At 64.1% G+C, this 18,431-nt stretch carries 21 protein-coding genes and 2 pseudogenes; 7 read left to right on the forward strand and 16 right to left on the reverse strand.

The features are described 5' to 3' along the window. The first annotated feature begins 22 nt into the window (after nucleotides 1-22). From H0P51_RS16100 to mhpA, 3 genes are read left to right on the forward strand one after another with little or no spacing between them, the layout of a single operon-like run. Nucleotides 23-1,141, forward strand: a complete 1,119-nt coding sequence (locus H0P51_RS16100) for a VOC family protein (RefSeq protein ID WP_180913803.1) — start codon at nucleotides 23-25, stop codon at nucleotides 1,139-1,141. Beyond that, nucleotides 1,138-2,070, forward strand: a complete 933-nt coding sequence (locus H0P51_RS16105; RefSeq protein WP_246398004.1) for a fumarylacetoacetate hydrolase family protein — start codon at nucleotides 1,138-1,140, stop codon at nucleotides 2,068-2,070. Before H0P51_RS16100 ends, H0P51_RS16105 begins: the two co-directional genes overlap by 4 nt. Next, nucleotides 2,067-3,596, forward strand: coding sequence for a bifunctional 3-(3-hydroxy-phenyl)propionate/3-hydroxycinnamic acid hydroxylase MhpA (gene mhpA / locus H0P51_RS16110; protein ID WP_246398006.1), 1,530 nt, complete (start codon nucleotides 2,067-2,069; stop codon nucleotides 3,594-3,596). The genes H0P51_RS16105 and mhpA overlap by 4 nt, the downstream gene beginning before the upstream one ends. Here the strand turns inward: mhpA and H0P51_RS29250 are convergent. Continuing rightward, nucleotides 3,588-3,668 (reverse strand): annotated as a pseudogene (locus H0P51_RS29250) (hypothetical protein); the annotation flags it as partial. The gene mhpA and the pseudogene H0P51_RS29250 sit on opposite strands and share 9 nt — an antisense overlap. A 128-nt stretch (nucleotides 3,669-3,796) precedes the next feature. On the opposite strand from H0P51_RS29250, the gene H0P51_RS16115 reads away from it, so the two are divergent. Together H0P51_RS16115 and mbp1 are read left to right on the forward strand one after the other, a co-directional pair. Next, nucleotides 3,797-5,593 (forward strand): thiamine pyrophosphate-requiring protein, encoded by a 1,797-nt coding sequence (locus H0P51_RS16115; RefSeq protein WP_180913805.1) that lies wholly within the window; start codon nucleotides 3,797-3,799, stop codon nucleotides 5,591-5,593. Nucleotides 5,594-5,766: 173 nt separating this feature from the next. After that, nucleotides 5,767-6,000, forward strand: a complete 234-nt coding sequence (mbp1, locus tag H0P51_RS16120; protein WP_180913806.1) for a microaggregate-binding protein 1 — start codon at nucleotides 5,767-5,769, stop codon at nucleotides 5,998-6,000. Nucleotides 6,001-6,072: 72 nt separating this feature from the next. Here the strand turns inward: mbp1 and H0P51_RS16125 are convergent, their stop codons facing one another. The 5 genes and pseudogenes from H0P51_RS16125 to H0P51_RS16145 all read right to left on the reverse strand — a co-directional run bounded on the left by H0P51_RS16125 (nucleotide 6,073) and on the right by H0P51_RS16145 (nucleotide 8,885). Continuing rightward, nucleotides 6,073-6,756 (reverse strand): HAD family hydrolase, encoded by a 684-nt coding sequence (locus H0P51_RS16125; protein WP_180913807.1) that lies wholly within the window; start codon nucleotides 6,754-6,756, stop codon nucleotides 6,073-6,075. A 5-nt stretch (nucleotides 6,757-6,761) separates the two neighbouring features. After that, a complete protein-coding gene (locus H0P51_RS16130) occupies nucleotides 6,762-7,136 on the reverse strand; it encodes a hypothetical protein (protein WP_246398007.1) in 375 nt (124 codons plus the stop codon). A gap of 9 nt (nucleotides 7,137-7,145) precedes the next feature. Then, a pseudogene (locus tag H0P51_RS16135) lies at nucleotides 7,146-7,819 on the reverse strand (UdgX family uracil-DNA binding protein). Between the two features lies 1 nt (nucleotide 7,820). Continuing rightward, on the reverse strand, nucleotides 7,821-8,234 hold the full coding sequence (locus H0P51_RS16140) for a ChaB family protein (RefSeq protein ID WP_180913808.1): 414 nt from the start codon (nucleotides 8,232-8,234) through the stop codon (nucleotides 7,821-7,823). Between the two features lie 9 nt (nucleotides 8,235-8,243). Next, a complete protein-coding gene (locus H0P51_RS16145; RefSeq protein WP_180913809.1) occupies nucleotides 8,244-8,885 on the reverse strand; it encodes a flavodoxin family protein in 642 nt (213 codons plus the stop codon). 53 nt (nucleotides 8,886-8,938) lie between these two features. Between H0P51_RS16145 and H0P51_RS16150 the strand changes: the two genes are divergently transcribed. Further along, nucleotides 8,939-10,399, forward strand: coding sequence for an aminotransferase class I/II-fold pyridoxal phosphate-dependent enzyme (locus H0P51_RS16150; RefSeq protein WP_180913810.1), 1,461 nt, complete (start codon nucleotides 8,939-8,941; stop codon nucleotides 10,397-10,399). Between the two features lie 59 nt (nucleotides 10,400-10,458). Here H0P51_RS16150 and H0P51_RS16155 read toward each other — a convergent pair whose 3' ends face one another. Then, on the reverse strand, nucleotides 10,459-10,839 hold the full coding sequence (locus H0P51_RS16155; RefSeq protein WP_180913811.1) for a MerR family transcriptional regulator: 381 nt from the start codon (nucleotides 10,837-10,839) through the stop codon (nucleotides 10,459-10,461). Between the two features lie 142 nt (nucleotides 10,840-10,981). Here H0P51_RS16155 and H0P51_RS16160 point away from each other — a divergent pair, with 142 nt between their 5' ends. Then, nucleotides 10,982-11,431 carry an Hsp20/alpha crystallin family protein gene (locus H0P51_RS16160; RefSeq protein ID WP_180913812.1) on the forward strand — a complete coding sequence of 150 codons (450 nt, stop codon included), beginning with the start codon at nucleotides 10,982-10,984 and terminating at the stop codon, nucleotides 11,429-11,431. Nucleotides 11,432-11,533: 102 nt separating this feature from the next. Here H0P51_RS16160 and H0P51_RS16165 read toward each other — a convergent pair whose 3' ends face one another. From H0P51_RS16165 to H0P51_RS16205, 9 genes are all read right to left on the reverse strand, one after another. Further along, nucleotides 11,534-11,722, reverse strand: coding sequence for a hypothetical protein (locus H0P51_RS16165; protein WP_180913813.1), 189 nt, complete (start codon nucleotides 11,720-11,722; stop codon nucleotides 11,534-11,536). A 40-nt stretch (nucleotides 11,723-11,762) separates the two neighbouring features. Continuing rightward, a complete protein-coding gene (locus H0P51_RS16170) occupies nucleotides 11,763-12,656 on the reverse strand; it encodes a universal stress protein (RefSeq protein ID WP_180913814.1) in 894 nt (297 codons plus the stop codon). Nucleotides 12,657-12,804: 148 nt separating this feature from the next. Further along, entirely contained in the window at nucleotides 12,805-13,680 is an 876-nt protein-coding gene (locus H0P51_RS16175) for a universal stress protein (protein ID WP_425489059.1), read from the reverse strand. Between the two features lie 113 nt (nucleotides 13,681-13,793). Continuing rightward, nucleotides 13,794-14,066 carry a hypothetical protein gene (locus H0P51_RS16180; RefSeq protein WP_180913815.1) on the reverse strand — a complete coding sequence of 91 codons (273 nt, stop codon included), beginning with the start codon at nucleotides 14,064-14,066 and terminating at the stop codon, nucleotides 13,794-13,796. Continuing rightward, complete coding sequence (locus H0P51_RS16185; protein WP_180919010.1) at nucleotides 14,063-14,683, reverse strand: RNA polymerase sigma factor; 621 nt, start codon at nucleotides 14,681-14,683, stop codon at nucleotides 14,063-14,065. Before H0P51_RS16185 ends, H0P51_RS16180 begins: the two co-directional genes overlap by 4 nt. Before the next feature lie 16 nt (nucleotides 14,684-14,699). Then, nucleotides 14,700-15,767, reverse strand: coding sequence for an acyl-CoA dehydrogenase family protein (locus H0P51_RS16190; RefSeq protein WP_180913816.1), 1,068 nt, complete (start codon nucleotides 15,765-15,767; stop codon nucleotides 14,700-14,702). Between the two features lie 9 nt (nucleotides 15,768-15,776). Beyond that, nucleotides 15,777-16,301, reverse strand: coding sequence for an OsmC family protein (locus H0P51_RS16195; protein WP_180913817.1), 525 nt, complete (start codon nucleotides 16,299-16,301; stop codon nucleotides 15,777-15,779). Between the two features lie 107 nt (nucleotides 16,302-16,408). Continuing rightward, nucleotides 16,409-17,239: a DUF3097 domain-containing protein gene (locus H0P51_RS16200; protein WP_180919011.1), complete on the reverse strand. Its 831-nt coding sequence runs from the start codon at nucleotides 17,237-17,239 to the stop codon at nucleotides 16,409-16,411. A gap of 119 nt (nucleotides 17,240-17,358) precedes the next feature. Then, the gene (locus H0P51_RS16205; protein ID WP_180913818.1) at nucleotides 17,359-18,429 is read right to left on the reverse strand and encodes an ABC transporter ATP-binding protein; all 1,071 of its coding nucleotides are present in this window, start codon (nucleotides 18,427-18,429) and stop codon (nucleotides 17,359-17,361) included. Between the last annotated feature and the right edge of the window lie 2 nt (nucleotides 18,430-18,431).

Raw genomic sequence — 18,431 nt, forward strand, 5'->3', positions numbered from 1 at the left:
CGGCGCCTGGGCGGATGCCCCTATGAGCACACACAAGGGCATGCACAGCCCGCAGGGCGCGCGGCGCGGCGAGCACCCGGGTCGATCGCGCAATCCGGTGATCAAGGTCGCCGACATCGCGTGGCTGGAGTTCGAGAAGCCGGACTTGACCAGCTGCGAAGCGTTTGCGCGGGCCTTCGGCTTCCAAACCGCACAGCGCAGCCCCGAACGGATCGCCTTGCGCGGCACCAACCTCGGAGCACCCTGCGTCATCGTGCGCCGCGGACAGCAAACGCGGTTTGGCGGCGTGGCATTTCGCGCCTGCGACGAAGTCGACGTGCTGCGACTTGCCGACCACGCCGCCACCAACGTGCGGCCGCTGCCCGAGTCAGTCGGCGGCATCTCGGTCGACTTGACCGACCCCAGCGGAACGCCGGTCCGGGTGGTCGCCGGTGTCCACGAACTACCAGCGTTGTACGAACAGACCGCACATACTTTCAACTTCGGCTCAGACCTCAAGCGCACCAACGCGACTCAACGCCCACCGCGCGTCCCCGCGCGCGTGCAGCGGCTCGGCCACCTGGTGCTGCAGTCCACAAAGTACCTCCAGACCCTCAACTGGTATCTGGACAACCTCGGGATGATCGTCAGCGACTTCCAGTTCTTCCCCGGCCAGCGGGACCGGGGTCCGGCGATGAGTTTCATCCGCTGCGATCGCGGCTCCACACCCGCCGATCACCACACGCTTGCGTTGGCGCTCGGTCCGGCCAACCGCTACGTGCACTCGGCCTACCAGGTCAGCGACCTCGACGCACTGGCGGCAGGTGGCGAATACCTAAGGGAGCACGGCTATTTCCGCTCCTGGGGTATCGGCCGGCACATTCAGGGCAGCCAGATATTCGACTACTGGCGCGATCCTGACGGTCTCCTCATGGAGCACTTCACCGACGGCGACTTGTTCGACAACACCCTCCAGCCTGGCTGGGCCCCGTTTACCGCGTCCGGCCTGGCGCAATGGGGCCCACCGGCCACCAGGGACTTCCTGGGCACCGACCCGAAATCTGCTCGTCACGAATTGTTTTCGATGCTCTCGGCGCTGCGCCAAGACAATGAATTCGACCTCAACCGCCTGTTCGGCCTACTGAAAGTACCCACCTCATGACCCTCTCCATCCTGCATACCGCCTCAGCCTGGTGGGTCGAGACCCCGGCCGGCGCGGCCAAGATCGCCACGTCGGCGTCCACCACCGCCGAGTTGCTGACCGACCGGGCCGCGATCGAGGCCGCCGGCTCCGAGGTTGTCGACGTCGATACCCTTGACCTAATCTCGCCGGTGACCCGGCCGTGCCGAGTAATTGCGCAGATGACCAACTTTGAATCGCATGTCAAAGACGCGGGGATGGACCCCACATCGATCCCCCTGACCTTCTTCCGCAAGGCCTCGGCTTCGATTTGCGGACCGTTCGACGAGATCGTCAAACCCGCACACGTCCAACTTCTGGACTACGAGGTGGAAATCGGACTGGTGATCGGGCGCACGATCCCGGTCGGCACCAATATCTCGGACACGAACCTTGCCGCATACATAGCCGGCCTGGTCGTCACCAATGACGTGTCGGCGCGTGACATTCAATTGCCGCAAACCCAGTTTTACGAAGCCAAGTCGTATCCGACGTTTACGCCGGTCGGCCCGAAACTGGTGCTGCTCGACGCCGATGAGTTGAACAGGTTCGGGGACCTTCGGCTACAACTCAGCGTCAACGGCGTGCAGCGCCAGAATGCGCTCGTCGAAGGAGACATGCTCTATCGGCCGCTGCAGGCACTACAGTCGCTCACCCAGTTCCAGGAACTCGCGCCCGGCGATCTGGTGCTGACCGGCACCCCGGTCGGCACCGCGCTAAGCGCCCCGCCCAAGCCGATCCAGATCATTGGCAACCTGTTACCGCCAGCGGTGAAATGGAAGACCTTCTTCAAGCGTCAGGCCAGAAATCCGAAATATCTTCAGCACGGGGACGTCATCGAGGCCTCGGTGGCCACCGCCGACGGAGCGATCGACCTCGGCTCTCAGCACAACGCGGTGCGATACGCGTGACCGTACCGGTCGTCATCGTGGGTGCCGGACCAACTGGCATCACCGCAGCCACCCTGTTGGCGCAGCTCGGCGTCGAAAGCCTGGTCCTGGAACGCTGGCCCGGCGTCTACCCGCAACCGCGCGCAGTGCACCTGGACGACGAGATCTACCGTATCTTGGCCCGATTGGGCGTCGCCGACGAGTTCGCCGCGATTTCCCGGCCCACACTTGGGCTTCGGCTGCTGAACAAGCGTTTTCGCGTGTTGGCTGAATTCCATCGCGACACCGCCCGCAGCGCTCACGGCTACCCGCAGGCGAACATGTTCGACCAGCCCGAGCTGGAGACCCTACTTCGGGCGAATCTTGCCCGCTACCCGGAAGCTGAGTTGCGAGGTAACGCGGATGTCACCCACATCAGCGAACACAGCGACCGGGTCCAGGTCACCTTCACCGACCGCTCCGACGGGCGAGTTCACCACGTCGACGCCGAGTACGTGCTGGGTTGTGACGGTGCGAACAGTCTGGTGCGGGCCCATATCGATACCACCATGCGGGATCTGCGGTTCCAACAACGCTGGCTGGTGGTTGATGTCGCCACAGATGCCGACCTGAAGCAGTGGGACGGCGTGCACCAACTCTGCGATCCGGCGCGGGCCGGCACCTACATGCGGATCGGAGAGTCCCGCTATCGCTGGGAATTTCGCCTGCTGCCAGGCGAAAAGGCTAAGGACTTCGGCACCTTGGCCGCACTGCATCCGCTCATCGCCGCGTGGACCCGCAGCGTCCCAAACCGGGACTTGGCACTACTGCGGGTCGCCGAGTACACATTCCGCGCCCAGATCGCCGATAAGTGGCGGCGCGGCAATGTCTTTATTCTCGGTGACGCGGCACACCTCACTCCCCCCTTCATCGGCCAAGGCATGGGCGCCGGGTTGCGCGACGCGATGAATTTGAGCTGGAAGATCGCCGGGGTCCACCAGCGGCGACTGTCCGCGGCAGCGCTCGAAAGCTATGAGCAAGAGCGTAAACCACACGCCCGGAAGCTGATCCGGCTGGCACTCGGTGTCGGATATGCGATGACCGGCGGCGGCCGACTCGGCGATGTGGTGCGCCGCGTGGTGCTGCCGAGACTACCGCTCATTCCCGGGCTACGGGAGAAAGTCGTTGACTCCGCCACCCCCGCACTGAATCGCTCTGCGCTCATCCACAAATCGCGTCGACCCGGACAACTCGCCGGAACGCTGTGTCCCAATGCGTTGCTGATCGACGGCAAACGGTTTGATGATCTGGCCGGTCCAGGGTTTGCTTTCATCACCCGAAAGCCGTTGGCCGACAACGAGGCGCGGCTGCTACATCGGCACGACATCAGACATGTACGCGCCAGCGGTCAACTGGCCGAGTGGCTACACCGGGGCCGGGCACAAGCCGCCCTAATTCGGCCCGACCGTACCGTGCTCCGGGCGGGCCGCGATGTTGACGTCGTACGCCGATGCTTCCAGTCGACGTGGCAGGACCGCCAGGACCGGGAAGGTATCGGTAGCCCGTAAGCCTCGCGGATACCCGGCACGCAGGAAAGCCACCATCTTAGAGACGGCTCCGCACATCGTCCGCACTGACATCTTCGGTAACTCCTGTCGCTCAACGCAGTCGGATTCCCGTTATCTGCCTGGTCAAACACCTACGTCTACATCGCCACCGAACGGGTAATCGCGACCGATACACCAAACGCACCACGGAAGGATCTGCGATGGCGACGCAAGAAGTGGGCGACTTTCTGCTCCAGCGACTACGTGACTGGAACGTCGACACGGTCTTCGCCTACCCCGGCGACGGGATCAACGGTCTGCTCGCGGCGTGGGGCCGCGCCGGAAACAGACCTACGTTCATCCAGCCCCGGCACGAGGAAATGGCTGCTTTCGAGGCGGTCGGCTACGCGAAATTCTCGGGTCGGCTTGGAATTTGTGCAGCAACCTCCGGCCCGGGAGCGATCCACCTTCTCAACGGGCTCTACGACGCCAAGCTGGACCGCGTTCCGGTGCTAGCAATACTGGGGCAGACAGATCGCAGCGCGATGGGCGGCGCGTATCAGCAGGAAGTCGACCTATTGAGCCTGTACAAGGATGTCGCCAGCGACTACCTCCAAATGGTCACCGTGCCAGAACAGTTGCCCAACGTAGTGGACCGCGCGATCCGAACCGCGCTGACCCGACGGGCGCCGACCGCCATCGTCATACCCGCCGATGTACAAGAGCTGAAGTACTCGTCGCCGGCGCACGAGTTCAAGATGGTGCCATCCAGTCTCGGGTTCGAGCGGCCCGTGGTCGAGCCGTCTCCCGACGGCTTGCGCCAGGCCGCCGAGGTGCTCAATGCCGGCGAACGGGTCGCCATATTGGTCGGTAGCGGCGCACGCGGTGCTAGAGCGGAGGTTACCGAACTCGCCGACGCGCTGGGAGCCGGGGTTGCCAAAGCGCTACTGGGCAAGGATGTGCTGTCCGATGAATTGCCTTGGGTCACAGGGTCGATTGGATTGCTCGGGACGCGACCCAGCTACGAGATGATGCGTGACTGCGACACCCTACTGACGATTGGGTCCAGCTTCCCCTACTCACAATTCTTGCCGCCCTACGGCAATGCTCGCGGTGTGCAGATCGACATCGATCCCAATCTGATCGGGATGCGTTATCCGAATGAGGTGAATCTGGTGGGCGACGCCGCCACATCCGTGCGCGCGTTATTACCACTGCTGCAACGCAAATCCGACCGGTCATGGCGCGACACGATCGAACGCAATGTGGTGCGGTGGTGGGAAACCATGGCGATGGAGGCCGACGTGTCCGCCGATCCGATCAACCCCATGCGGCTGTTTGCCGAACTTTCGCCGCGGCTACCCGACAACGCTATCGTTACCGCGGACTCGGGCTCGGCGGCCAATTGGTATGCGAGGCAACTGAAATTCCGCGGCAACATTCGCGGGTCGCTGTCGGGCACTCTGGCGACTATGGGGTGCGCGGTCCCGTACGCCATTGGCGCGAAGTTCGCGCAATCCGACCGGCCGATCATCGCCTTCGCCGGTGACGGCGCGATGCAGATGAATGGGTTGGCCGAGCTGATCACGATCGCGCACTACTGGCGGCAGTGGGCCGACCCGCGGCTGGTCGTCGCGGTGCTGCACAACAATGACCTCAACCAGGTGACCTGGGAGATGCGGGCCATGGGTGGAGCACCGAAGTTCCCGCAATCGCAAACACTTCCCGACGTCGACTATGCCGGGTTCGCCGGCACGCTGGGCTTGGGTCACGCCACCCTCACCGACCCCGACCTGATTGCACCGGCCTGGGAACGCGCACTACAAGCTGACCGGCCGACGGTGCTGGACGTGCATTGCGACGCCGACATTCCGCCCGTGCCGCCACACGCAACCTTCGAGCAGATGAAGAATGCCGCCAGCGCCGTCCTTCGAGGCGACGAGGACGCTTTAGGCGTCATACGGGAGGGCGTCAAAATCAAGGCGCAAGAGTTCAGGCCACACCATCGCTCGCGGTGACACAGCCCACAGGTTTGAGTGTCCTGCCCTTCGGAAACCCTGTTGTCGCGGGGGGAAATGGATCAGGCGTGTAGCAGAACGCGCGCGGTCCGGCCCCTGTTGGCTGAGCGCAATCAAGCAAGAGCAGCAGCGTGAAGTCGCCATGTAAGCGAGCAAGCATGCAGGAGGAACCCATGGCCGAGAAGAGCGGCCCCCAGGAAGGCATCGAGGGCGTCGTCGAAGGCGTCAAAGGCAAGGCGAAGGAAGTCATCGGCGCCGTGACCGGCCGTGACGACGTCAAGCGCGAGGGCCAGGCCCAGCAGGACAAGGCCGACGCGCAGCGCGATGCCGCCAAGAAGGAAGCTGAGGCAGAAGCCGCTCGCGGTGGTGCCGAGGCAGCCGAGCAGCGTCAAAAGGCCAATCAGTAATCAGACGCGACAATGGGCCCAATCCCGAAGGATTGGGCCCATTCGCCTGCTGCCGGTTATTTTTTCGCCGCTCTAGACGTGCGATAGACGTGCGATCGGGGTGTCGTCGATGTGCTTGAGCAAGTCGACAGCGTTCTCGAATACTTGCACAGCGCCAGCCTCTTTCAGTTCCCCGCGCGACACACCGCCGCTGAGAACCCCAATGCACGCGACATCTGCGCGCACACATGCTTCGGCATCCCAAATTGCGTCGCCGACGAAGACCGCCCGTTCGGCAGTCACACCGGCCCGCGCTAGGGCGACCTGAATGATGTCTGGCTGCGGCTTGGCGGTATCGACGTCGGCCGATGACGTGACTGCGGCCACCAGGCGGTCGCGATCGAGAACCTTGCGCAGCAACGCCAATTCGTCTTCCGGTGCTGAGGTCGCCAGAACCACGCCCAAGCCCATCTCGGCCACCCGCTGTAGCAATTGGCGTGCACCCGGCAACGGCTCCAACAACTCCGCGACCTCATGATAGTGCTGGGAATGCAGATCTTTGAGGCGCTTCTGCGTTTGCTCTGGCGCATTGTCAGACAATGTCTTGACGAGCGTGGAACCGTCCATCCCGATACTACGGTGGATTCGCCATGCCTCGACTCCGATCCCGACTTCGGCGAAGGCACGCTGCCATGCATCGATGTGCAGATAGTTGGAGTCGACCAGCGTGCCGTCGATGTCGAACAAGACTGCGGACCGAAAGTTCTTGCTGGACAAGGTGGTCAGAACACAATCGCGATCGCCGCAAAGTCGATGAGCAGCAAAGCCAAACCCGCTAGCGGGACCACGAAGCCACGACGTCGGAAGGCGGTGAAAAACGAGGCAATTATCGTGATACCCGCCACCACCGGCGCACCGTAGAGCAGCACGCCATATAACAGCCCGCCAGGGCCGGTGTTTGGGCATTGGGCGGCGCTACAGGCGGCCATACTCATTGCCGCCCCGACGGCGAAAATCATGATGAGCGCCGCCGCAGGAATGGTCAGCAATGCCAGCACCCAATTGACCACACCGCGTCGAACTCGCCCACGCTCGTCTGACGGCTGGGTCGCGCTTTCGCTGACTATCTCCGTCGATTGGTCGTTGCCCAGACTCATTCGGTTCGGCTACCCATGATGTGCGCCCTGAAACATCCGGCGGCTCTCGGCCGACGCTCGCCGCAGGTCATCGACGAAGGACTGATAATTCGCTTGCCGGCGCTCACTTCGGTCGCGCAGGAGAGCTGACGGATGTACGGTCGCCATCACCACCGGGTCAGGCTGAAGTTGCAGTCCGAGCGTAGCGGGCGCCTGCAATACTTCACCGCGATGAGCAGTAACCCGAAAAGTGCTGCCCAGCAGGGACTGTGCCGCGGCGGCTCCCAGGCACAGCACGACATGTGGTCGCACCGCCTCGATTTCAGCGATCAACCATGGCCGACAGGCGACCACTTCAGTGCGGCCCGGCCTTTGGTGGATTCGTCGCTTGCCGACGCGCTTGAATTTGAAGTGCTTGACCGCATTGGTCTGGTAGGTCAGCGAGGTCTCGACGTCGGCGTCGGCTAGTGCGCGCTGAAGCAGCCGTCCAGCCGGACCGACGAAAGGCTGTCCCTCCTCATCTCCCGATCTCCGGGCTGCTCGCCCACCAACAGCAGCGGGACGCCGATCTTCCCGCGTCCGAAGACCGTTTGACTGGCCTCCTGGTGAAGTGCGCAACCACGGCAACGGCTCGCCGCCCTTCGCAACGATGTTAGATCGCGACGCGGCGGCAGGTAGCGCTCCGCGCCCCGGGCGTCTTTGATCTCATCGTTTTTGGGCACGCCGATTTTGCTTCTTGATGGCTTCGACGAGTTCGGCTTTGGTCATGGTAGACCGACCGCGGACGTCGAGGCGGCGGGCCACATCTTGCAAGTGCTTCTTGCTGGCGTTGGCGTCGACGCCCTCGGCCGACGGAACGGGATTGTTCAGCCCGCCACGTTCGGCACGCTTGTCTGACGGGCCTTTCTCGTCTTTGGCTTCCCAATGGTCGCCGACCTTTTCGTAGCTGTGCTTGACAGCGGCGAAGGCGACGCGGTGTGCGCGCTCCTCGCTGCCGTACTGCTCGGCGGCGGCGTCGTGAGCCTTGGCGAAGGTGCGTTGCGCCTTTGCGCTGGAACGCTTCAGCGTGCCCGGCAGTTCATCTTTCTTCGCGGCACCGCTCTTGGTTGTCTTCGGCATGTGGCCACCTCAGCTTTGCGAATCATCGGAATACGGTGGGTATTTCCGCTCTTTCAGCGTTCGTGCAAGGTGGGCGGCGTTGCGCGCCGCGGCGGCGGTCGCCGACGCTACCGGTGCGGGCACCTCGTCGAGGTCGTTGTAGTCAGTGCTCTCCATCGCCGCGCCGTTCCAGTAGGTACAGCCCTGCGCGGGAATGCTGAATCCGATGTCGTTGAGGGCCTGGAACACGTCGGCGACCACTTTGTGTGCCCCGTCCTCATTGCCGACCACACTCACGATCGCGACCTTGCCGACCATCGCCGGTGTGCCCTGGTCATCTGTGTTGGACAGTTCGGCGTCGAGGCGCTCCAGCACCCGTTGGGTCACGCTGGCCGGATGGCCGAGCCAGACCGGGGTGCTGAGCAACACAATGTCTGCCTCCAGTAACTTTTCGCGGATCTCCGGCCACTCGTCGCCGGGACCCATGTCGGCCTCCACACCCGGCAGAATGTTGTAGTCGACGCAGCGCAGCAATTCCGACTGCGCGCCGGCGCTGCCGAGGTCGGCTACGACGTGCTCGGCGATCAACGCGCTACTGGAGGGAGCAGGGCTGGGTTTGAGGCTGCACACCAATCCGACGGCGTGCAGCGAAACCCGCGACTGGTCGACCATAGCTCGGCAAATACCCGGCATATCGTGCGGTAAACGCGGGTAGTCGAGTGCCCATGGACCAGTCGCAAGCGCCATTGCTGGATGCTCTGCTCGATTACCACGAAAGCGACCGCTACGGTTTCAGCCCGCCCGGTCACCGCCAGGGTGCAGGAGCTGACGCCCGCGTGCTGGCGGTTTTGGGCAGAGAACCATTCCGCGACGACATCTTGGCCACGGGGGGCCTCGACGACCGGCTGTCGCGAGGGAAGTATCTCGCGCGGGCAGAGGAATTGATGGCCGACGCGGTCGGCGCCGATGCCGCATTCTTCTCTACCTGCGGCAGCTCGCTGTCGGTGAAAGCGGCGATGCTGGCCGTGGCTGGGGGTTCAGACGGCGGCTTGCTCGTGGCTCGCGATAGCCACAAATCGATCGTGGCGGGGTTGATCTTCTCCGGCGTCGAACCACGATGGATCACGCCCCGATGGGACAGTGAGCGGCACTTCTCTCATCCACCTTCACCAGAGCAGGTGAGACAAGCCTGGGAGCAGTACCCGGACGCCGCCGGAGCGCTGATAGTCAGTCCCAGTCCGTACGGCACCTGCGCAGACATCGCGGGGATCGCCGAGGCCTGCCATCAACGAAACAAGCCGTTGATCGTCGACGAGGCCTGGGGCGCGCATCTGCCATTTCATGAGGACCTGCCGACCTGGGCGATGGATGCGGGAGCGGATATCTGCGTGGTCAGCGTGCACAAGATGGGTGCGGGTTTTGAGCAGGGATCGGTTTTCCATCTGCAAGGCGACTTAGTGGATCCCGACCGGCTGTCGTCCTGCGCGGACCTGCTGATGACGACCAGTCCGAACGTGATGGTGTATGCGGCACTTGATGGTTGGCGACGGCAGATGGTCGAGCGAGGCCGCGAGCTGCTCGCCACAGAACTGGCCTTGGTCAGCGAGTTGCGCGCCCGGCTCGCCGAGATACCGGACGTGGTCGTCCTGCACGACGAGCTGCTTGGCGAAGAAGCATCTCGTGACCTCGACATCACCCAGGTGTTGATGGACATCTCCGCAACGGGAACCACCGGATACCAAGCGTCGGACTGGCTGCGGGAAAACTGCCGAATAGACCTGGGGCTCAGCGACCATCGCCGCATTTTGGCCACCATGTCATTCGCCGATGACAAGCAGACCGCCGACCGACTCGTGACCGCGATGACCCAGTGGCGTGCGGCGGCCAGCGACTTTGAGCGGCCACCGGCGATCCAGCTGCCGTCGCCCACCGAGCTGCAACTTCAGACCGTGCAGCTACCCCGGGATGCCTTCTTTGGCCCCACCGAGATGGTTCCGGCCGAGAAGGCCGCCGGCCGGGTCGCCGCTGAGCAAATCACCCCGTACCCGCCCGGCATTCCTGCCGTCGTCCCCGGCGAGCTCCTCAACGAGGCAATCATTGATTATCTGCGCTCCGGGGTGTCAGCAGGTATGACCCTTCCCGATCCTGCCGACCCGGCCGTCCACCGCTTCCGGGTAGTGGCTTGAATCGAAACACATTGGAGTGCGGATTATTTCGCCATAGGCGAGTGCCGGGCACACCGCTCTCAGGTGTCGTCGGGGTCCGTTGACTGCGTTGCAGCACGTCGCCCGTTCTTGGCGGCAACGCGTAACGAGCGGTTAGCCGATCGTAAATCGGTGTTGGCGGCCGACAGTTCGGCGTTGTCATCCTCCAAGCTCAGGATGCGCGCGATTCCAGCCAGATTGACCCCGGCGTCGATCAGTGCGCTGATGCGCTGCAGGCGCGCCAGGTCGGCTGCGCTGTAGCGGCGCGTCCCGCCGTCACTGCGTGCGGGGGTCAGCAATCCGTGGCGCTCATATAGGCGCAGCGACTGCACCGCGACGCCCGATAGTTCTGCCGCAACGGATATCCCGTACACGCCATGGTCTGGTGCCGGGGCTCCGCTGTCGTCAGAACGTTCGGCCATCTAGTACCCCCTTGGCTGCTCTTACACAAAACCTATTTACCACACTTGCCTTCACCTATCGAGAGTGCTATATAAAATCTATGCTGTGAGCAACAGATAAATGCCACAACTGGATTGCAGATTGGAGTAAGAGGAGACTGCCATGCTGATGCGCACCGACCCGTTCCGCGAACTGGACCGCTTCGCCCAGCAGGCCCTGGGGACAGCGGCCCGACCAGCAGTGATGCCAATGGACGCATGGCGTGAAGGCGAAGAATTCGTGGTCGAGTTCGACCTTCCCGGAATCGACGCCGACTCGCTGGACATCGACATCGAACGCAACGTCGTTACCGTGCGCGCCGAACGTCGAGGCGTCGACCCCAACCGTGAAATGCTCGCCTCCGAGCGCCCCCGCGGGGTATTCAGCCGCCAGCTCGTCCTCGGCGAAAACCTCGACACCGAAAAGATCGAAGCCAGCTACGACGAAGGCGTGCTGCGCCTACGCATCCCAGTGGCTGAGAAGGCCAAGCCGCGCAAGATTGCCGTAGGCCGCAGCAACGGTCATCACGCCGTCGACGAGAAGGAGGTGAAGCGCCAAGTCATAGACGCTTGATCAACCGAGGGGTATGGGCGACGGCCGCGGCGGTAACCATTCCCGCGACCGTCGCCCATACCGAGAGCGGCCCAGCATGACCTCGTTAGGGCGAGGCTGACCTCACTCCGAAGCTCCCTCGGTGTCGTCAAAGAACGACCACTCGCCATCGTGGTTTACTTCCAGCCGCCATCCCAGCTCGGAATTGTCCGCAACTGAGTCGACGAACCAGGCATGGGCGTCGTCGGCGCTTTCAATGTCTTTGGTCGCGACGACTTCGCCGTGTGGATCGATAACTCTGAATTCAGCCATGCGACAGTGATTTCCCACTCGATCGCATCTCAACCCGAGATCATCCCCGCGCGACGATCACCGGCATCCGCGCCGAGTGCACTACAGCATTGCTCACCGAACCCAACACGGCGCCGGCCAACGCGCCCCGCCCGTGGCTACCCACAACTACCAGTTGAGCTGACTCCGACCGCGCGATGAGCTGACGCGCCGGACGGTCGCACACAACTACGCGACATACGGTTACGTCCGGGTAGCGCTCCTGCCAGCCGGCGAGCCGTTCGGCGAGGCTGATCTCGGCCTCGGCCTTGACCTTCGACCAGTCCAAGCCGGGCAACTCGACCACCTCGCGGTCACTCCACGCGTGCAATGCGATCAACTCGACGCCGCGGCGCGACGCCTGGTCGAAGGCGATCGCGGTAGCGGCCTCCGACGCGGGTGATCCGTCGATACCGACCAACACCGGGGCGCCCTGTGGATTTGGCATCAAGGGGTCTTCGTCGTGGATGACGGCGACCGGGCAGTGCGCGTGACGCACCACGCTGGAGCTCACCGAGCCGAGCAGCAGCCGAGCCACCGCACCCCGGCCCGACGAACCTACCACCAAAATCTCGGCATTCTTTGATATTTCGAGCATGGTGGACACCGGGGGCGCGAACACCAACTCGCTCTTGATGGTGAGCTCGCCGTCCGGGACAGCCTCCTTGGCGACCTGGACGGCCTCGTCGAGGATCTTGCGTCCGCCGTCTTCCTGCCATGCCGCCCAGGTGTCCGGATAGGGCATCGGCGGCCACGTGGCCACATCAGTATTGACGACGTGGACCACTGTCAGACCGATGTTTCGCAGCACCGCGTCCCGGGCGGCCCAGACTATGGCGGCTTTGGCCGCGGGAGAGCCGTCCGCAGCCACAACGACGCCGTACTTTTTGTCGACTCCGGTTGCCGCTGAGGTCATTTCGTCGTCCCTTCGGTTACGTGAGAGTGGTCGGCATCGCGACGTCCAGACATTCCTTGGCGATCAAGTCATAGTGTCACGATATTCAGCGCTGGTCAGCACCGCGCCGGTCGAAAGGCCACTGATGGTGAGGACCAAAGACCCGAACCTACGAGCCCGCCACGATCACCGGGATCTGTGCCGAATGAACCACCGCAGAGCTGACCGAACCCAGCAGCAAGCCGGGGAATCCGCCCCGGCCGCGACTGCCCACCACGACAAGCTGTGCCCGCTCGGCCGCTTCCAGTAGCCACTTCGCCGGGGTGTCGCAGACCAGCGATCGCTGCACTTGGACGTCCGGGTATTGCTCCTGCAAACCTGCCAGGCGCTCAGCCAGCACTTCTTGCCCCTCGTTCTCCCGGTCGTGCCAGTCCATGCCCAACGCCGGAAATACTCCGACGTCACTCCAAGCGTGCAGAGCGACCAGCCCGACGCCTCTGCGCGAAGCCTCCTCGAACGCCAAAGCCGTCGCGGCCTCCGATGCCGGTGACCCGTCGATACCTACCAGCACGGGCGCGTCGGCATCGGGAACGACCGCGCCCTCACCTCCCCGAATCACCGCGACCGGGCAGTGCGCATGCTGAATCAACGCAGAGCTGACCGATCCCAGCAACATGCGGCCCAGCGCACCCATCCCCTGACTGCCGACCACCACCATGTCGGCCTGTTTGGAAGCCTCGATCAGAGCAGGAACGGCATTGGCATACGGCATCTCGACGTGAACCTCAGCCGGTGCGGCACCGCTCTCGGACACCGTGTGGCGGGCGTGCGCGACGACGTGGTCGGCGTTGTCCTTCTGCCACTCCGGCATTTCCGGGTAGAGCTGACCCACCGGCCAGCCCACGACGACCGGGGCGACCGCGTGCATCAAAGTCAGGCGTCCGTGCCGCATTGCGGCCTCGCGGGCCCCCCAGACCACGGCCGCGTCGGATTCCGCCGAACCGTCGATCGCCACCAGGATCCCGTGTCTCACCACGAGACTGATACTACGAGACACCCGGTGCGATCGGGCAGGGCCTTTTGGCCTCAATTACCCTACTGCAGCCATTTCCCTTGTAACACAATTGTTTTCGACCCAGCAAAACATTCGCAGCCGCATCATCCGTCCGCCTTGCCGTCCCGCATGGTGTTGATCGTGTCGAGCACGCCCGAGATGTGTGCGTCGCTGAGTTTCTGCCCGTCGAAGACGTGGTTGAGCAGGACCTTGAGGTCGAGCATCTGCTGCAGATAGACCAGGCACGGCGGGCATTCCTCTAGATGCCTGGCCACGATCGCGCCCCAGTGCTGCGGATCGGAATCCACGAGGTCGTCCACGAGCCGGACGAACTCCACGCAGTCGATCGCCGGGACGGTGTTGTCGTACACGGTCATGGTTGGTACCGCTTTTCCAATTCGTTGCGGAGGTTGCCTCGGGCGCGATACAACAGGGCGCGCTGCGCCTCGGCGGACAATTCCAGGACCTCGGCCGCCTCCTCAGACGACGTGCCGACAAGGTCGCGCAGGATGATCAGCTGCCGTTGTCGCACCGGCAGCGTGTTCAGGGCGGCCCGCACGTATCCGACCAGTTCGCGTTGGACGGTCTGATCCTCGGGTAGAAATCGCCGCGATGGCGGCACACTCCAGTGGCCGGCGTCAGGATGCCCGGCGGGGTGCATCCGGTGCGAAAGTGGATCAGATTCCTCGGCGTCCAGGACCTCGTGCTCGCGAATCCGGGCTTCGCGGCGACGGTGCCGCGAGGCGGTGTGCTTGACGATGCCGAACAGCCAGGTCGCCACGGACGAACGTCCCTCGAAGTTCGCCGAGGACTTCAGCACCTGCACCCACGCTTCCTGCACGGCTTCCTCCGCCACCGCAGGTGAACTCACCATCGTGCACGCGAAATTCACCATCGGTCGGTGGTAGTCGCGCACCAAGACGGCCAACGGAACCCCACCGACAAGGCGATCGAGATCCAGCCGCCCGGACGGAGTCGCCGCGGGAGTCACGATCAACCTGCACGGCCGCTCAGGGACACCCACTCAGTTCCCAGCGCAGTTGGGCTTCGGATGGCGACTGGACGGGGATGAACGCGGCCTCGCGGTAACGACGGCTGGCGGGGGTCTTGCTGGCATACCCCTTGCCGCCCGCCGTCCGAATCTCCAGATCCGCACTAGCACTTGCAATCTTGGCTGCAGCGAGGCGCAACGCGAGCAGTTCCTTCTTGCTCGGCGCCCGCGGTCCGCCGACAGCACCGGCGAACTCGGCCAGTGTCGACTCCGCCGAGGCTAGTTTTTCGGCAACCAAGTCGACCTCGTCGGCGAAGATTTCGTTCACTCCGGACAGGCTCAGCTTGGCTTGGGCCACAGTCGTTTTGGCAAGCCCCAGGCACATCGCCGATTGCAGTACCAGGAAGGTGGGCCGCACCGCGCCCAGGAACCCAGCAAAGTCGTGCGTCAGCACCTGCTGTTCGGGGACGTACGCATCGGTCAGGTTCAGGTACGACGACGCCGTGCTGTCCATGGCCAGCAGCTTGAAATGCTCCCCTACCGCCACCCCGGGCGTGCTCAACGGCAGCGCAACAATCAACTTTTCGCCGCGGTCGGTGCGCACCGCGGTAACCAGCAGGGAGTCGTCGTACAAGTTGGATGCCCACCGGATAGGACCACTGACCCGGTAACCGCCCGGCGCCTGGTCCGCGGTGAGCTCCAGCCTGCCGCAGCCGGCCAACTCCTTGAACGCCGCTGCCATACCGGTGACACCCAGCGACTCGCCGGCCAACAACGGACTCACCGCGGTGGCACTGAATGGTGTTGCCGCCGTATGTAAATACTCCACTGTCATCCGGTTGGCCCAGACCGAGAAACCGGTGCTCATACATTCGGCCGAGAGCTGCCGGATCACCTCGGCCATCTGGGGCAGCCTGCCCTCGGCGTTGCCGGGCGCCCCCAGACCCAGCAGGCCGGCGCCGCCCAGTCGCGCGAAACTGCGCCGAGTGGTGTGCTCGCCCCGGTCCAACGACCCGGCGTGCGCGCGAATGTCGGCCAGAATCCCTGGCTCGACCAGTTCGGCGGCGACATCGACAGTAGTGGTCACCTTGCCTGCCTAGCCGATGGAAAGTGCTGAGTCGACAGTTACGGGCCGCCTGAATGTATTGACCACTGGCGACCAAGCGATGGCATTGTCGTGGATCTCTTGCAAGATCGCGTCGTCAGCGTCTCCGGACAGCCGCACGGTGCAGCGGACCGCGGTGAAACCGAGCACCTTGCCGTCGGGGGTGTCTCCGACGCCCCAAACCGCGGAGATGTCGATGTCACCCTCCATCTCGACCTCAATCTTGGTCAGCGTTACGCCACGGTGCGTCGCGTTGGCCAATAGACCGACCGAGATGCATGAGCCGAGAGCCGCCAGGCATGCCTCCGACGGGTTCGGGGCCGAGTCGTCTCCGAGCAGCGCGGGCGGCTCGCCGACCAGCATCGGCGCCAGATTGCGCACGTAGGTCATATTGCGGAAGCCGGACTCACACACCGTCCTGGCTTTGAGGGTCTTTTTGCCCGTGTTCGGGTCGGCCTTGGCGTTACACGACAGGCGGTCGAGACCCTCGGCATCGATGACAAGCGCGTTGGTCATAGTCTTCCTCCGACTTCTCCGGGCGAATCGTTCACCGAGTTAGTGCCGTAGGCAGCCGGAAATGTGACGGTGATCTGGGCCACACGAAGCGTGGCGACGCCGCCCGGCTATGGGGCGGTCACGAAGTCGATGAGCTCTTCGACTCGGCCGATCAACGCGGGCTCGAGATCGTTCCAGTCGCGGACCCTGGATCGGATGCGCTGCCAGGCGCGGGCGATGTCGGCCTGGGTGGCGTGCGGCCAGCCGAGCGCCTGGCAGACACCGTGTTTCCATTCGATGTGTCGCGGCACCGTCGGCCACGCCTTAAGGCCAAGCCGATCGGGCTTGACGGCCTGCCAGATATCGACGTATGGGTGGCCAACCACCAGCGTGTGAGCGCCGCCGGGTCCTGATCGGACCGCATCAGCGATGCGAGACTCCTTCGACCCCGACACCAGGTGGTCGACAAGGACTCCGAGCCGGCATCCCGGACCGGGCCGGAACTGCTCGACGATGCCGGCCAGGTCGTCGACGCCGCCCAGGTATTCGACCACTACTCCCTCGATCTTGAGGTCCTCGCCCCAGACCTGGGCGACGAGTTCGGCGTCGTGTCGGCCTTCCACGTAGATCCGGCTGGCGCGGGCTACGCGCGCGCGTTGCCCGGACACCGCCACCGACCCGGACGCGGTGCGTGCGGGCGAGGCGGGCGCCGCGCGGCGCGGTGCGGTCAGGATCACCGGTTGGCCCTCCAACAGGAATCCGGGCCCCAATGGGAAGTTGCGGGTCCTGCCGCGGCGGTCTTCGAGGTCGACGCACCCGTGTTCGACGCGGACGACGGCGCCGACGTAGCCAGTTTGCGCGTCCTCAATGACCATGCCGATTTCGACGGGGTGCTCGACCGAGCGGGGTTTGCGTCGTCCCGCGCCGGCCAGCACGTCGGTTCCATAGCGATCCATCACCGGGCCATCGTTCTTGCCGAGCGTGATTTTCACGACGGGACACGCCGTGCGGGCGACGTGTGATTCACCGTCGCCTACGAAGCCCGGATCGGCGCGGTAGGTCGGGTCGACGCGGGTGGTCAACGCATGCGGAGACCGTCGGCGCCGAAGAAGTGCAGACGCCCGGGTTGCGCGTGCAGACGCACCCGGCTGCCCTTGCCGGGCGGGTCGTGGCCGTCGGCGCGCGCAATTATCGGTTTGCCGATCACCTTGTCCGAACCGGTGATTCGTCCGTAGAGGTACGCGTCGGCACCCAGTTCCTCCACCACGTCGACCTCCATCTCGACGCCGACGCTGCCCAGCTCGAAGTGTTCCGGACGAATGCCGACGACGACCTGCGACGCACAGTCGGTCACCTCGCGCGGCAGCGGAATCGCCCAGCCTCCCAGGGACACGACGGAATCGACGATGGGTAGCGTGAACAGGTTCATCGCCGGCGAACCGATGAAGCCGGCGACGAACACATTGCCAGGGTTGCGGTACAGCTCCCGCGGCGACGCACACTGCTGCAGCACTCCGTCGCACAGCACGGCCACCCGGTCCCCCATCGTCATCGCCTCGACTTGATCGTGGGTGACGTACACCGTGGTCGTACCGAGTTGGCGCTGCAGCGCGGCGATCTGGTTGCGGGTCTGCACCCGCAGCTTGGCATCCAGGTTGGACAGCGGCTCGTCCATCAAGAAGACCTGCGGGCGGCGCACGATCGCGCGGCCCATCGCCACCCGCTGCCGCTGCCCGCCGGAGAGGTCTTTGGGCTTGCGATCCAGATAACCTTCGAGGTCGAGCATTTTCGCTGCAGCCAATACCCGCTCCCGGATCTCGGGCTTCGCGATATTGGCCACCTTCAATGCGAAGCCCATGTTCTGCGCCACCGTCATGTGCGGGTACAGCGCGTAGTTCTGAAACACCATGGCGACGTCGCGGTGTTTTGGGTCGACGTTGGTGACGTCGCGCTCACCAATCCTGATGCTGCCGGAGTCCAGGGCTTCCAACCCGGCGACCATGCGCAGCGACGTCGTCTTGCCACACCCGGACGGCCCCACCAGGACGACGAATTCGCCATCGCCCACATCGAGATCCAGCCGATCCAATGCCGGTCGGTCCGCGCCCGGGTAGCAGCTTGTCGCCTGCTCAAAAGTCACCGAAGCCATCG

The organism is Mycobacterium vicinigordonae (assembly GCF_013466425.1).
Lineage (GTDB): Bacteria > Actinomycetota > Actinomycetes > Mycobacteriales > Mycobacteriaceae > Mycobacterium > Mycobacterium vicinigordonae.